This window comes from Flavobacterium rhizophilum, assembly GCF_046000485.1.
In the GTDB taxonomy this organism is placed as follows: domain Bacteria; phylum Bacteroidota; class Bacteroidia; order Flavobacteriales; family Flavobacteriaceae; genus Flavobacterium; species Flavobacterium rhizophilum.
In genome coordinates this window covers 100,961-115,418 of the sequence record NZ_JBELQB010000005.1, presented here as the reverse complement: position 1 = coordinate 115,418, position 14,458 = coordinate 100,961, and the positions used below count along the sequence as shown (strand labels likewise).

The following is a 14,458-nucleotide window of genomic DNA, read 5'->3' as shown; positions in this document are numbered from 1 at the left end:
GCAAAGGTACTGTTTATTAGCGAGATAAACTAATAGCTTTAACAGATTTGTTTTAATTAAATAAATTGAAAATCAGTAAGTTACTTTTTTAAAAAAGCAATTAGCTGCTGTACAGCCCTGCCACGATGGCTAAGTTTGGCTTTTTCGTCCATAGAAATTTGGGCAAAAGTAAGGTCTAAACCTTCAGGTTTGAATATAGGATCGTAGCCAAAACCTTTGTCTCCTGCCTTGTTTGTAGTTATTACACCGTTTACGATTCCGGTAAACAAGTGTTGCTCTCCGTTAAGGTTTAAGGTGATTACGGTTTTGAACATGGCATTACGGTTGCTTTTTCCTTCAAGGTTTAAAAGTAGTTTATCCATGTTATCGTTAGCATCCTTTTGTTCTCCGGCATATCGGGCCGAATATACTCCGGGTTCGCCGTTAAGTGCTTCTACTTCAAGTCCTGTATCATCCGCAAAACAGTTGTACCCGTATTTTTGGGTTACATAGTCGGCTTTCAGTATGGCGTTGCCTTCAATGGTGTCGGCTGTTTCGGGGATATCTTCAGTACAGCCTATGTCTTCAAGGCTTAACAGTTCTATATCTGCCGGTAGCTGGTGTTTTATTTCTTCTATTTTATTCTTATTGTTTGAAGCAAAAACAAGTTTCATGTATTATATATTATAAATGTCTCTTTTTTCTTTTGAACAAAGGCGGTCGGTAATGCCGGCAATTAAAAACCAGCGTACGTTTTCTCCTTTTTTTACTTTAATCGAAGTGTAGATTATGGCAAAGAATTCAAAGATATTAAAAAGAACTATAAATAACATGTAAATGAGGTATGGTGTAGTTATACCTTCAAATAAAGGCCATATGTGATTTCGATCGTCATGACCGTACTCTGCAATTAATCGACTCGACTTTAAAAAGATACCCAAGGTCCATGCCCATGCTATACTATTAAAAGGGACAAGTACTAGCTGTGCCAGTATTGCCTGTATAGAGTGCCAGCGGATAAAATAGGAAGATTTATGCTTGGCCAGATAATAACAAAAAGAAGCTATAAGGTTTATAATAGGAAGGGGTAACCCTGCAATAACGCCAACCACAGTCATTAGGTAGCTATTTGCTGCCTGTTCATATTCGTTTTGGTGTATAACCTTGTATGTTTCGCGTTTATTCATAGTTCTTTATAAATATTCCAAGCCCAGTTGGCTAAAGTTAGTAGTATTAAAACAATAGCTATCCATTTTATTTTTAGTGTTTGCTCAAACTTATGATATCCTCTGTGCAAGGTGTCTTTTTTTGAAATAAGATCAAATAATAACCATATTGGGCCTATTAGCATAGCCAGAGCTATAATGTAGCCGAAAGGGTTGAGCATAAATGCATCTGCGAAGTTACCCTGTATTATTTGAGATACGCTACGGGTGCTTCCGCAGGATGGGCAAGCTATACCTGTTATATTTTTAATTGGACAGGGGGTAAAGTTGATATTATGGGTGGTTTGTGTTAGTGACCATCCTAACCAGCAATATCCTGCGGTGATTAAGAGAATTAAAACCAGGTATAGCTTATTCCTGCTCATAACTTTACAGGTATGCCTGTAGTTTTTCCATGTTTTTATCTCTGGTTAAATCCATAATAATAAACCAGTCAATAATAGTCCAAATTCCAAGGCCTCCACAGGTAAGTAGTTTAGCAACCCCAGTGCCTGTCTCTCCAATTAAAAATCGATCTACGCCCAGAGCGCCGGGCCCTATTAATGAAACAAGCATGATAGAGTTAGGGTCTTTAAAGTCAAGAGCCATGATTCTGTTCCATTTTGTTTCGTCTATACCAAGCAGTTTTTCTCTGATATAGTTTAAATGTTCTGCTTTAAAATATTTCCCGTTTATCATCATAAACAGGTCTACTTTTTGAGTGTCCATAATAATTGATTTGTTTTGGTTATAATTGATTTCTAAAATTCAAATATAGAATGTTATTTAACATATAAGTACTATTAGCCTTATATTTGTTACATGTATTGTTGAAAATAATTATGACGGAAACAATATAATAATTACTTTTGACGCGTTTTTTAAAACACAAATTCTCAAGACATGGTAAAAGATTTATTTGACAGAATACAAAAAAATAAGGGCCCTTTAGGTAAATGGGCTTCTCAGGCCGAAGGTTATTATGTATTCCCTAAACTGGAAGGTCCTTTGGCAAACAGGATGATGTTTCATGGTAAGGAAGTTATTAACTGGAGCATAAACGATTACCTTGGACTTGGAAACCACCCAGAAGTAAGAAAAACGGATGCAGAAGCTGCGGCTGAGTATGGTGCTGCTTACCCTATGGGAGCAAGAATGATGTCCGGACACACATCTGTACACGAGCAATTAGAGCAGGAACTTGCTGCTTTTGTACAAAAAGAGTCGGCTTACCTTTTAAACTTCGGTTATCAGGGTATGGTATCTATTATTGATGCCCTTGTTTCTAAAAATGATGTTATTGTATATGATGTAGATTCTCACGCATGTATTATAGATGGTGTTCGCCTTCATATGGGTAAACGCTTTACTTATAAGCACAATGATGTGGAAAGCTTAGAGAAAAACCTTGAGCGTGCTACAAATATGGCTGAAACCACCGGTGGAGGTATTCTTGTAATTACCGAAGGTGTTTTTGGTATGAGAGGTCAGCAGGGTAAACTAAAAGAAATAGTTGCCTTAAAAGATAAATATAACTTTAGGTTATTAGTAGATGATGCACATGGTTTTGGTACACTTGGTAAAACAGGTGCCGGAGCAGGTGAGGAGCAGGAATGCCAGGATGGTATTGATGTTTACTTCTCTACTTTCGCTAAGTCTATGGCAAGTATTGGTGCTTTTGTTGCTGCTGATAAAGATGTAATTGATTTCCTTAAATATAACCTGCGTTCGCAAATGTTTGCTAAATCATTACCAATGATTTTAGTGAAAGGTGCGTTAAAACGTCTTGATTTACTAAGAACTACCCCTCAGCTTAAAGATAAACTTTGGGAGAATGTAAATGCACTTCAAAACGGACTTAAAGAGCGTGGATTTAATATTGGTGATACTAACACCTGTGTAACTCCGGTTTACCTTGAAGGTAGTATTCCAGAGGCAATGGTTATGGTAAATGACCTGCGTGAAAACTATGGTATTTTCCTTTCTATTGTTGTGTATCCTGTAATTCCTAAAGGTATTATCCTTTTAAGGATGATTCCTACCGCTACCCACACAATGGAGGATATTAATATTACACTTAGCGCTTATGAAGCGATTCGTGAAAAACTTTTAAACGGTACTTATAAGAAAATTGCAGAGCAGACTACAGTTGATGTTTCTGCCGAGTAATTGTCTTAAAGCATAAATAGAAAAGCCTCCTTTAAGGAGGCTTTTTTTATAGGTCTTTTTTATATGTTTTTCTACGCTTGTGAATTTTAGGGTCAAAGTTTTTCCATAAATTGTTCATGGCGTGGTTTTCCTCAAGCTCTGGAGTTCTAATACAGTTTACAATGTTGTTTTTGGTAAATACCTTATGGAATTCCTCAAAAATAATAGCGGTGACTCCCTTATTTTGATATTCAGGGTCAATACCTATAAGATAAAAAACAACATCCTTACTTTTCTTTCGGGCTCTCAGCAGGTGGATAAATCCAAACGGGAATAGTTTTCCTTTTGCTTTAATAAGCGCTTCAGAGAACGAAGGCATTACTATGGTAAAGGCTATCATGTTATCGTCCTTATCCATAATAAACTTAATATACTCCGGATTGATAAAACTGATGTATTTCTTTTTAAAATACTCAATTTGTACATCGCTTATTGCAACAAATGAAGCTAGTTTTGAATAAGTAGCATTAAACAGCTCAAACATTTTATCTACGTAAGGCATAACCTCTTTGGTAGAGCTAAAGTTTACTGCTTTTAATCCGTACCTGCGTTTAATCAGTTGGCTGGCCTTTTGGAAATGTGCAGGGTCTACATTATTCATTGTAAAGGTGCTCTCACGATACTCTTTTTCAATAGTAAAGCCAAGCTTCTCAAAATGTTCCATATAGTACGGATGGTTGTACCATGTAATCATGGTGCCTATCTGGTCAAAGCCTTCGGTAAGTACACCTACTTTGTCAAGATTTGAGAATCCCATAGGCCCTTCTACATACTCTAAATTATGTTCGCGGCCGTATTCATATACTTTTTCCAAAAGTGCTTTAGAAACCTCTATATCGTCTATAACATCAAACCAGCCAAAGCGTACTTTTCGTTTTTCTTGCTGGTTTACTTCCTGCCAGTTTATTATGGCGGCAGTTTTACCTACAATCTTACCGTTTTTATAGGCTAGGTAAAATTTAGCCTCGGCATTTTCGAAAGCAGGGTTTTTGGTTTTATCAAAACTTTCAAGTTCTTCTGATATTATAGGCGGTACCCAGTAAGGGTTGTCTTTATATAACTCAAAAGAGAACTTAATAAAATCTTTTAATTCGCTTTTTGTTTTAGCTTCTTTAATCGTAATCATTAATTGTGATATTAGTCTTCTCCGGTTTCAAAATCGTCAAGACGGTCTTTCTTTTTATCCTTTTTGTTCTTTTTCTTTTCTTTTTTCTCTTCCTCTTTGCTTTTCTCTTCTTCATATTGAGCTTTGCCCGGAAGCAGTATGTCGTTATAATCGGCATCAAATCGCCAAGAGAATCCTACGCCTCCGTAAAGTAGGAATGGAGTGTCTTTAAAGTTCTTGCTTATGGAAGCATCTATTTGCATAGTATCGTTTAGCAGGTGGGCAGCACCCAGCCTAAAAATAGCATCGGCATAATAGTCGCTGTCGTATCCCTGAAACTCTCCAAAAGCTGACCATTTGTCATTAAATCCGTGTGTAAGGGTAGATATCCAGCCATAGCTTGGGTATTCTGTCGTGATTTTATCGGCAATAATGTTGTTAACCCAAACCCATTTTCCAAAGTGATGGTGGGTAATAGCCATAAGTTTAGGACTAACCTCGTCCTGAGGGAAAGTATAAACGCTTTTACCGCCTACAAGGTTAACACCTCCGTAAACCGCCACGGCAGGGATAAGGTTTCTCCATTTGAATTTATGATTGGCTTTCCAGCTGTATAAGTTTGGTTCGGGGTTGTAGTTTTTGTCCGGGTCATAAATAAGGTATTTTGCACCTATTGTAAACTGCCTGAAGTCATTACGTGTGTAGGTTTGCAGGGCATTGTCATACCAGTCAAACTGATACTGTGCATCAAGCACAAATTCCAGTTCCTCTAAAAAGGCACCATACCGTATTTGCAGGTCAAGGCCGGTACCTTTTGCATCGTAGTCTAAAATATCATGATCTTCCCAAATGCCGTATATTCCTGTTTCTACCTGAAAGATAGTTTTACCCACAGCAAAGCCCGACATTGACTCTCCAGGTCGGTTTGAATTGATTTGGTCGGTATATTGTGCATGAAGACATGCAGAGGTTAACAGTAAGGCAAGCGGAAAAATTTTTTTAATGAAATTCATGGTTTGGCTCGTTTATTGAACGTAATGTATTACACTTTTTCAAATGTAGTATATTTTATTATATTTTAGTGTGCCTATTTATTTTTAAGGAAGAGATTCCGTAAATTTGAGAAAATTAAAATGACAATGGTTACTGCAAGTTTCACCGGTTTTATAAGAACAATATTAATTATAATTGCTGTTTATTACCTTTTTAGGTTTTTAATGAGGCTGTTTGCTCCAATGCTAATACAGCAAATGGTAAAGAAAGCTGAACAGAATTTCAATAATATGAATCAGCAATACAATCAACAGGCGCAACAACAGCAATATCAGTCGCAAAGCCAGCAGCAAAGCACTAAACAGATGCCTGAAGAAAAGAAAAAAGTAGGCGAGTATATTGATTTTGAAGAACTTGATTAAATGATACGGTAATCCTTCCCTGCGGAAGGATTTTTTATTTCCGGCCTTTTTATTAATTGAATACTTATAACTGTATTTTTAGCGAAAATAAGTATCTTCACGCCGTTTAATAATTCCTTAACGGGAAATAAAAATCAATAAAAAGGCATATGAAAAATATAAGTAAGTATTATCCGCACCTGCTTGCTGTTCTGGGTTTTGTTCTTGTTTCATTAGTTTATTTTTATCCGGTACTACAGGGTAAAAAAATATACCAGTCTGATATTGCCCAATATACCGGAATGGCAAAAGAGCAAAACGATTTCAGGAAGGAAACGGGCGACGAACCTTACTGGACAAACAGTGCTTTTGGCGGGATGCCTACTTACCAAATGGGGGCAAACTATCCGCATAATTACATTAAAAAGATAGACAGCGTTTTACGCTTTTTACCCCGTCCTGCCGATTATCTGTTCCTGTATTTTATAGGTTTTTATATACTCATGATGGCCTTGAGGGTGAGTCCGTTAAAAGCTTTTTTCGGGGCACTTGCCTTTGGTCTCTCCACCTATCTTATTATCATACTCGGGGTAGGGCATAATGCCAAAGCCCATGCTATTGCCTATATGCCTATGGTTGTAGCAGGAGTGATACTGGTGTTCCAAAAGCGATATATTGTAGGAGGGTTACTAACCATGATGGCAGCAGCATTAGAGATTAATGCCAACCACTTCCAAATGACCTATTATCTGTTACTATTGTTACTGGTACTGGCTATTTTCTTTATTATAGAAATTGTAAAAAGTAAAGACTTTAAACATCTTGGTAAAGCAATAGGGGTGTTTGCTGTAGCGGGTATACTGGCACTGGGTGCAAATGCTACCAACCTTATGGCTACTTCCGAATTTACCAATTTTAGTATAAGGGGTAAAAGTGAACTTACTTTTAATCCTGACGGTAGTGAAAACACAACAACATCGTCAATGGATTATGGCTATATAACCGAATACAGCTATGGTGTTGCCGAGAGTTTTGATCTTATAGCGCCAAGGCTTTTTGGTGGCGGTGCCAGAGAAGATGTAGGTGAGGATTCTCATTTGTATAACTTTATACTTGGGCTTGGCGCATCTAACGCTGAAGCTAGGGAATTTGCGGCAAATTCACCTACTTATTGGGGAGACCAGCCTATAGTGGAAGCTCCGGCATATATAGGTGCTGTTATCTTCTTCCTGGCCATATTAGGACTGTTTATAGACAAACGAAAAATAAAATATGCCTTTTTGGCAGGTGTGATTCTGTCATTATTGCTGTCGTGGGGTAAAAACTTCCCCGCACTAACAAACTTCTTTATAGATAATGTTCCGTTATACGATAAGTTTAGGGCGGTATCATCTATACAGATAATACTGGAACTGTGTTTCCCGGTACTGGCTATAATGGGGCTACAGTCTTTCTTTAAATCAGAAAAACAAGAACAGCTTAAAGCGCTTTATGTTTCTGGTGGAACTGCACTGGGGGTAATAGTACTTTTATTCCTGTTTAAAGGTTCTTTTGATTTTACGGGTGGAAGTGACGACCAGATTAGACAGATGTATGGGCAAATGGGACCTGACTTTGTAAAAGCCCTTATTGAGCAACGTAAGGAGATGTATACCTCTGATTTATTACGTTCGGGTATACTGATACTGCTTTCAGGTGGTGCGCTTTGGATGTTTGTAAATAAAAAACTGTCGGACTTTGTGACGGTGCTTGTAGTGTGCGGACTTATGGTGTTTGATCTTTTCTTTATAGATAAGAACTATGTAAATAAGGATAACTTTAAAAGCGCAAGTCAGGTTGACAGACCTTTCCAGCCAAGCCCTGCCGATGAGTTTATCATGAAAGATACTTCCAGTTACAGGGTTTATGAACCATACGGAAGGTTACAGGCAAGAACGTCTTATTTCCATGAGTCGGTAGGAGGGTACAGTGCTGTTAGACCACAACGTACTGACCAGTTATTTACTTACAATGTTGAGAATAATATGGGTGTACTGTTCAAGTCGGTAAACCCGGAAACAATGACGTTTACACAGTCGTTACCGGTATTAAACATGCTTAATGTAAAGTATGTTTTACTGCAGTCTAACGATAATCAGGACATACCTGTTGAGAACCCGTTTGCTAACGGAAGCGGATGGTTTGTAAAATCGGTTAAGAAAGTGAATTCGGCAGATGAGGAAATAAAGGCTCTGGATAGCCTTGATACCAAAAATGTAGCTGTAGTTAATGTGGGTAAATTCCCTGAGGCAGTTTCTAAAACCACTTTTGCTACTGATAGCACTGCTATTATAAAATTGATTAAAAGAGAGCCTAATTACATTAAATATAAAACCGAAAACGCTAACGACGGACTGGCAGTGTTCTCTGAAATATACTATCCTCAAGGATGGGTGGCAACTATTGATGGTAAAGAACAGCCACATTTCCAGGCCGACTATGTTTTAAGGGCTATGCAAATACCTGCAGGTAAACATACCGTTGAGTTTAAGTTTGAGCCACAGGTAGTGAAAAAGGGTAGTACTATTACACTTATCAGTTTTATACTCATGCTGGTATTACTGGCAGCAGGTATATACTTTGGTACTAAAAAGAAGAACGAGGATACAGAATAATATAATAAGGTTTTGAGATTATGAAGAAGGTACTTATAATAACCTATTACTGGCCTCCTGCGGGTGGTCCCGGTGTGCAACGTTGGTTAAAATTTGTGAAGTATCTACCGGAATATGGTATTGAACCTATAGTTTATGTTCCTAAAAACCCTACGTATCCATTAATAGATGAAGAGCTACAAAAGGAAGTGAGTTACAACATCACTATCCTTAAAAATAATATTATAGAGCCTTACGGCTGGGCTTCGGTATTTTCAAAAAAGAATACCAAAAAGATAAGTTCGGGGATTATACCCGATAAGAAAAAGCAGTCGGCACTCCAAAAACTGATGCTATGGGTTAGGGGTAACCTGTTTATTCCTGATGCGAGGGTATTATGGGTTAGGCCTTCGGTAAGTTATCTAAGTAACTATTTGCAGGGGAGCGGTATTGACACTATTATTACTACAGGACCTCCGCATAGCTTGCATTTAATAGGGATGGAGCTTCAAAAAAGGTTTGGGGTTAAATGGATTGCTGATTTTCGTGATCCGTGGACTACCATTGGTTACCACAAGGAGTTAAGGCTTAGTGAATCATCTCAGCAAAGACATAAAAAAATGGAGCGTGATGTACTTAATACTGCCGATAGTATTATTGTAACAAGCCCTACTACTAAAGCAGAGTTTGAACAGCTAACCGATAAGCCTGTTACGGTAATCACTAATGGTTATGATGTGGAGCTAATAGCTAAAGAACCGCTTGAGGAGAAGTTTACCTTAGCACATATAGGGTCATTCCTTTCAGAGCGTAACCCTAAGATACTTTGGGAGTCGCTATCGGAACTTGTTAATGAGGATGCTGAGTTTAAAGATTATTTTGAACTGAAACTTATAGGTGCTGTTAGCCAGGAGGTACTAACTTCTATAGAACAGTACGGACTTACTGATTATGTTAATAATATGGGGTATGTATCGCATAGTGAAGCAGTAAAACAACAACGTAAATCGCAGGTGTTACTATTGGTTGAGATTGATTCGCCTGATACACGTTGTATAATACCGGGTAAACTGTTTGAATATATGGCATCTGAAAGACCTATTGTAGGTATAGGACCAGAGCGAGCTGATTTTGCTGATATAATTAGAACGACCAATTCAGGCATTTTTGTTGACTATACTGAAAAGGAAAAGCTTAAGGATACCTTTAAATCTTATTTTGAACAGTTTATGGGTGAAGGATTAAAAGCACATGCTATAGGGCTGCAGCAATATTCCCGCAGGAATTTAACAAAACAGTTAGCAGATTTGTTAAAACAAAGTTAAAAAATGTTATAGTTGTTTTTTTAAGTGGTTTAAAATTCTAACCTTTAGCCAGTTAAAAAGAAAATCCCGCTATTCTGAGAGAATAACGGGACTTAACAAACCAACCAACCAATTATTAACAAACCTCAAAATTATAAAATCCTGAGATTTAATTAAATAATTACAATTATCGTGCCAGAAATTAACCATGAGTTAATTTAATTGACCCGAATTGCAATACAAAGTTAACGAATAATTAATTAATAAATTATAATTTGTGTTTTAATTATTTTGTGTTTATGGATTTTTTTTTAAGAGATGAAGTTAAAAAATATCGAAAACCCCAGCTATAACTGGGGTTTTTCTTTATTCTTAAAATGTTCTTAAAATCATTAGGTTACGAAAAAAATTCTCCAAAATGCCATAATATCCCTGACGGATCGTGTACAAAACATTCTTTTCCCCATTCCATAGTGCGTACAGGTACCAACCTAACGCCTTTATATTTTGCTGTAAGATTCAATTCATTTAAGCTTTTCCAGAAAATATCAACGTTTTCCACTTCCATAAAAAGCATGGTATTATCTATCCAGTCCTTTACATAGGCTTTTTGTAAATAGAATGCGAGCGTGTTATTGGTTTTAAAAACAGAAAGATTGGGAGAGAGTACGGTTTCTTGAAAACCAAGATCGCGGTAAAACATTCGTGAAACCTCAAAGTCTTTTGCTCCTATAAAAGGGCGTATAGATTTAGCGTTATGGTTCATGGTTTAAGGTTTTGTATGGTTTAAAGATATAAAATAAGGAAAGCTGTTTTACATTAGCTGCTCTCCATGTACAGGAATACCAAAAACAATATAATAAACAGTACGAATATCACTATGGCAATAAGTGTGGGCGGTGTTTCTTTTACTTCCTGTGGTTGCTGTTGGACTGAAGGATTATTGGTTGCTGTAATGCTGTCGTTAATTTTATTCAGCAGGTTAATGCGGTTAACCATTCTTACGTTACCGTCGGCAAGTTTTAGGAGCCTGTCGTGAAACTCATGTTTAAGGTTTTCGTCTATAAATATGGCGCAGGTAAGGGCTTCGTCTATAATAAGGTGGTTAATGCTTAAATCCTGCTTGCGTATCAGTAAACTGATATTCTCCTCACTCAGTAGCCTGTCAATAGCATTGTATAGTACATTTTTATTAACGTGTCCGCCGGCACTCAATACGGCATCCTTAATACGTTTTATTTGTACTAGGTATTTTATAGGACTTGGTTTGCCCGGTTCGCTATATTGTGGTTTGTTTCCTTTTTTAAAGCCCTTAAAGTAATCGTACTCCATACGGGTTTCCTCGTCACTTAATATGATATAGGATTCCAGTATGGCTTTAAAGTTTTCCTCACTCTGTTTATCACCATTATTCTTATCGGGGTGGTATTTTACCGCCAGTACCCTGTAAGCCTTTTTTATCTCGGCCTGAGTACAGGTTTGGGAAACACCCAGTATTTCATAATGGTTTTTCATTTAGTAATCGTTCAGATTATAAAAATAGGGAATTTTGGATTGTAGTTTTAATTTGTATTAATTGCTGTCATTACGAGGAGATACTACTGAGCAATCTTTTAGCATAAGTAAATCTTAATTAAAGAGATTTCTCACTTCGATACTCTACGTTCGAAATGACAGCTTACGTTTTTAATATTATGACGGTTTTTCATTTCGACCTTGTGGAGAAATCTCAGGATATTAAAGATTTTTCGACTCCACTTGGTTGCGCTCAAAATGACAGAACCTAACAAGCAACCTGAAACTTCAAACCTGAAACCCTTTACAACTTCTCTCCCAAATATTCCCCAGTAACCGATTTAGGGTTTTTAGCAATTTCCTCAGGGGTACCAAAGGCTACTAAATGTCCTCCATTTTCACCACCTTCAGGGCCAATGTCTATAATATAGTCGGCACACTTAATAAGGTCAAGGTTATGCTCAATAACAATGATTGAATGTCCTTTATCGATAAGGGCATCAAACGAAGCCATCAGTTTCTGGATATCGTGGAAATGAAGCCCTGTTGTAGGTTCGTCAAACACGAATAAGGCTTTGTCTTTCGTATTCCCCTTAACGAGGAACGATGCCAGTTTTATCCGCTGTGCCTCACCACCCGAAAGGGTAGAGGACGACTGACCCAACTGTACATAGCCTAAACCAACATCCTGTAAAGGTTGTAGTTTTTGGGTAATTTTGGTTTGCTTGTGCTTATCAAAAAACTCAAGGGCATCATCTATGGTCATGGTAAGTATATCGTCGATATTCTTACCTTCAAAAGCCACTTCCAGTACTTCTTTCTTAAAGCGCTTACCGTTACAGGTTTCACACTCCAGGTGTACATCGGCCATGAACTGCATCTCTATCGTAACTTCGCCTTCTCCTTTACAGGTTTCACAGCGTCCGCCATCTACATTGAACGAAAAGTGTTTTGCCTGATAACCGCGCAGTTTGGAAAGCTTTTGTTTAGAGTACAGATCCCTTATATCATCATAAGCCTTAATGTAGGTAACCGGGTTGGAACGCGAACTACGCCCAATAGGGTTTTGGTCTACATATTCAATATGCTTAATGTGTGAGTAGCTGCCCTGCAGTTCGCTAAACTGTCCGGCTTTTTCGCCCACGCCTTCCAGTTTCTTTTGTATGGCAGGGAATAATATCTTTTTTACCAGTGTACTCTTACCACTACCCGAAACTCCGGTAATAACCGTAAGGCAGTCCAGCGGGAAGGTTACATCTATGTTTTTAAGGTTGTTTTCGCGTGCACCTACTACATCTACATGGTTTTTAAACTTGCGGCGTTTTGCAGGAACCTTGATTTCCATATCGCCGTTAAGATATTTTGCGGTAAGCGATTCTGATTTCAGAATCTCGTCATAAGTACCCTGAGCTACCAGTTGACCACCATGTGTACCCGCTTCCGGACCTATATCGATAATCATATCGGCAGCTTTCATGATGTCTTCATCATGCTCAACCACAATAACGGTGTTACCCAAATCACGAAGCCCTATAAGCACCTTGATAAGCCTTTCGGTATCCTTAGGGTGAAGTCCGATACTTGGCTCATCCAGAATATACATGGAGCCCACAAGGCTACTGCCCAGTGATGTTGCCAGGTTAATACGTTGTGATTCACCACCCGAAAGAGTAGATGACCTACGGTTTAGTGTAAGGTAATCAAGCCCCACTTCCTGCAGGAAGCTAAGGCGATTATTGATTTCTACCAACAGGCGTTTAGCTACCTTTTGGTCGTATTCGCTAAGCTGTATGCCTTTAAAAAACTCAATAAGGTTTTTGATAGGCATATCCACAAGGTCTGATATGGTATGGTTGTCAATCTTTACGTGATTAGCTTCCGGTTTAAGGCGTTTCCCCTTACATGCCGGACACTTGGTTTTACCACGGTAACGCGAAAGCATAACGCGGTTTTGTATTTTATAGTTTTTCTCTTCCAGTTCGGCAAAAAAGTCATCCAGTCCTGTAAAGTACTGGTTGCCTTTCCATATAAGCGCCTTATCACTTTCTGACAACTGGAAGTAAGGTTTGTGTACTGGGAAGTTGAATTTGTGACTGTTGTTAATCAACTGGTCACGGTACCAGCCCATGCTCTCACCACGCCACGGGTAAATGGCATTTTCAAACACCGAAAGGGCTGTGTTTGGAACAACAAGTTCCTCATCTATACCTACTATGCTGCCATAACCTTCGCATGACGGACAGGCACCATAGGGATTATTAAAGCTGAAAAGGTGTACGTTTGGTTCCAGGAAGGTAAGTCCGTCCAACTCAAAATTACTGCTAAAAGCCAGTCGGTTTCCTGTTTTTACATCCTGTAGGAATGTTTCCCCCTTGCCTTCATAAAAAGCGGTTTGTACTGCATCTGCCAGTCGGTTATAAAACTCCTCTTCATCTTTCACCACAATACGGTCTACAATAAGCATTACCTCTTTGTTGGCAAAGTCGGTATCGCCCAGTTCGTCCAGTCGCAGCATTTCGTTATCCACCAGTATACGGGCAAAACCCTGCTGTAGTAAAACGCTTAGTTTTTCTTCAATGGTACGGCCTTTCTCTATGTGTACAGGAGCCAGTAACAGCCATCGGCTGCCGTCTTCCTGTTTTTTAACCTCTTCCACCACATCGGTTACCGTATGCTTTTTAACCTCACGACCTGAAACAGGGGAGTAGGTACGCCCTACACGGGCGAAAAGCAGTTTAAGGTAATCGTAAATCTCGGTGCTGGTACCTACTGTAGATCTGGCATTGGTAGTGTTTACCTTTTGTTCAATGGCGATAGCCGGAGCTATTCCCTTTATGTATTCTACCTTTGGTTTGTCCAGCCTGCCTAAAAACTGACGCGCATACGACGAAAGACTTTCCACATAACGGCGTTGTCCTTCGGCATAAAGCGTATCAAAAGCAAGGCTTGATTTACCTGAGCCAGAAAGCCCGGTTACTACAACCAGTTTGTTACGCGGAATGGCTACATCAATGTTTTTAAGATTGTGCAGCTGCGCCCCTTTTATAAGGATGTTTTTTTTAGGTTCGAGTGTTGATATATCGGTTTTTATCATAGCAAAAATGGTAATGTGCAA

Annotated in this window: 12 protein-coding genes and 1 pseudogene; 4 read left to right on the top strand and 9 right to left on the bottom strand. The window is 38.5% G+C overall.

Translation table 11 applies throughout. From position 1 onward, the window contains the following. Window positions 1-80: 80 nt before the first annotated feature. From ABS768_RS07765 to ABS768_RS07750, 4 genes are read right to left on the bottom strand one after another with little or no spacing between them, the layout of a single operon-like run. Window positions 81-653 carry a non-canonical purine NTP diphosphatase gene (locus ABS768_RS07765; RefSeq protein ID WP_408074399.1) on the bottom strand — a complete coding sequence of 191 codons (573 nt, stop codon included), beginning with the start codon at window positions 651-653 and terminating at the stop codon, window positions 81-83. Between the two features lie 3 nt (window positions 654-656). Continuing rightward, window positions 657-1,166 (bottom strand): DUF4870 domain-containing protein, encoded by a 510-nt coding sequence (locus ABS768_RS07760; protein WP_408074398.1) that lies wholly within the window; start codon window positions 1,164-1,166, stop codon window positions 657-659. Beyond that, window positions 1,163-1,570 (bottom strand): DUF2752 domain-containing protein, encoded by a 408-nt coding sequence (locus ABS768_RS07755; protein WP_408074397.1) that lies wholly within the window; start codon window positions 1,568-1,570, stop codon window positions 1,163-1,165. Before ABS768_RS07755 ends, ABS768_RS07760 begins: the two co-directional genes overlap by 4 nt. Window positions 1,571-1,574: 4 nt before the next feature. Further along, window positions 1,575-1,913, bottom strand: coding sequence for a TM2 domain-containing protein (locus ABS768_RS07750; protein WP_408074396.1), 339 nt, complete (start codon window positions 1,911-1,913; stop codon window positions 1,575-1,577). A 174-nt stretch (window positions 1,914-2,087) separates the two neighbouring features. Between ABS768_RS07750 and ABS768_RS07745 the strand changes: the two genes are divergently transcribed. Next, entirely contained in the window at window positions 2,088-3,353 is a 1,266-nt protein-coding gene (locus ABS768_RS07745) for an aminotransferase class I/II-fold pyridoxal phosphate-dependent enzyme (protein WP_408074395.1), read from the top strand. A gap of 46 nt (window positions 3,354-3,399) precedes the next feature. Here ABS768_RS07745 and ABS768_RS07740 read toward each other — a convergent pair whose 3' ends face one another. After that, on the bottom strand, window positions 3,400-4,518 hold the full coding sequence (locus ABS768_RS07740; protein WP_408074394.1) for a GTP cyclohydrolase: 1,119 nt from the start codon (window positions 4,516-4,518) through the stop codon (window positions 3,400-3,402). 11 nt (window positions 4,519-4,529) lie between these two features. Continuing rightward, window positions 4,530-5,510 (bottom strand): transporter, encoded by a 981-nt coding sequence (locus tag ABS768_RS07735; RefSeq protein ID WP_408074393.1) that lies wholly within the window; start codon window positions 5,508-5,510, stop codon window positions 4,530-4,532. A gap of 120 nt (window positions 5,511-5,630) precedes the next feature. Between ABS768_RS07735 and ABS768_RS07730 the strand changes: the two genes are divergently transcribed. The 3 genes from ABS768_RS07730 to ABS768_RS07720 all read left to right on the top strand — a co-directional run bounded on the left by ABS768_RS07730 (window position 5,631) and on the right by ABS768_RS07720 (window position 9,849). After that, window positions 5,631-5,912 carry a DUF4834 family protein gene (locus ABS768_RS07730; RefSeq protein ID WP_408074392.1) on the top strand — a complete coding sequence of 94 codons (282 nt, stop codon included), beginning with the start codon at window positions 5,631-5,633 and terminating at the stop codon, window positions 5,910-5,912. A 149-nt stretch (window positions 5,913-6,061) separates the two neighbouring features. Further along, window positions 6,062-8,545, top strand: a complete 2,484-nt coding sequence (locus tag ABS768_RS07725) for a YfhO family protein (RefSeq protein WP_408074391.1) — start codon at window positions 6,062-6,064, stop codon at window positions 8,543-8,545. A 20-nt stretch (window positions 8,546-8,565) separates the two neighbouring features. After that, window positions 8,566-9,849: a glycosyltransferase family 4 protein gene (locus ABS768_RS07720; RefSeq protein WP_408074390.1), complete on the top strand. Its 1,284-nt coding sequence runs from the start codon at window positions 8,566-8,568 to the stop codon at window positions 9,847-9,849. A gap of 376 nt (window positions 9,850-10,225) precedes the next feature. Here ABS768_RS07720 and ABS768_RS07715 read toward each other — a convergent pair whose 3' ends face one another. From ABS768_RS07715 to uvrA, 3 genes and pseudogenes are all read right to left on the bottom strand, one after another. Continuing rightward, entirely contained in the window at window positions 10,226-10,594 is a 369-nt protein-coding gene (locus ABS768_RS07715; protein ID WP_408074389.1) for a VOC family protein, read from the bottom strand. 548 nt (window positions 10,595-11,142) lie between these two features. Continuing rightward, a pseudogene (locus ABS768_RS07710) lies at window positions 11,143-11,343 on the bottom strand (DnaJ domain-containing protein); the annotation flags it as partial. Between the two features lie 304 nt (window positions 11,344-11,647). Next, on the bottom strand, window positions 11,648-14,437 hold the full coding sequence (gene uvrA / locus ABS768_RS07705; protein ID WP_408074388.1) for an excinuclease ABC subunit UvrA: 2,790 nt from the start codon (window positions 14,435-14,437) through the stop codon (window positions 11,648-11,650). Window positions 14,438-14,458 lie beyond the last annotated feature (21 nt).

Excerpts from the sequence above, each read along its gene's own strand:
- ABS768_RS07735 (WP_408074393.1), bottom strand. The coding sequence starts at position 5,510 with ATGAATTTCATTAAAAAAATTTTTCCGCTTGCCTTACTGTTAACCTCT.
- ABS768_RS07755 (WP_408074397.1), bottom strand. The coding sequence starts at position 1,570 with ATGAGCAGGAATAAGCTATACCTGGTTTTAATTCTCTTAATCACCGCA.
- ABS768_RS07760 (WP_408074398.1), bottom strand. The coding sequence starts at position 1,166 with ATGAATAAACGCGAAACATACAAGGTTATACACCAAAACGAATATGAA.
- uvrA (WP_408074388.1), bottom strand. The coding sequence starts at position 14,437 with ATGATAAAAACCGATATATCAACACTCGAACCTAAAAAAAACATCCTT.
- ABS768_RS07745 (WP_408074395.1), top strand. The coding sequence starts at position 2,088 with ATGGTAAAAGATTTATTTGACAGAATACAAAAAAATAAGGGCCCTTTA.
- ABS768_RS07725 (WP_408074391.1), top strand. The coding sequence starts at position 6,062 with ATGAAAAATATAAGTAAGTATTATCCGCACCTGCTTGCTGTTCTGGGT.
- ABS768_RS07720 (WP_408074390.1), top strand. The coding sequence starts at position 8,566 with ATGAAGAAGGTACTTATAATAACCTATTACTGGCCTCCTGCGGGTGGT.
- ABS768_RS07740 (WP_408074394.1), bottom strand. The coding sequence starts at position 4,518 with ATGATTACGATTAAAGAAGCTAAAACAAAAAGCGAATTAAAAGATTTT.
- ABS768_RS07750 (WP_408074396.1), bottom strand. The coding sequence starts at position 1,913 with ATGGACACTCAAAAAGTAGACCTGTTTATGATGATAAACGGGAAATAT.
- ABS768_RS07715 (WP_408074389.1), bottom strand. The coding sequence starts at position 10,594 with ATGAACCATAACGCTAAATCTATACGCCCTTTTATAGGAGCAAAAGAC.
- ABS768_RS07765 (WP_408074399.1), bottom strand. The coding sequence starts at position 653 with ATGAAACTTGTTTTTGCTTCAAACAATAAGAATAAAATAGAAGAAATA.
- ABS768_RS07730 (WP_408074392.1), top strand. The coding sequence starts at position 5,631 with ATGACAATGGTTACTGCAAGTTTCACCGGTTTTATAAGAACAATATTA.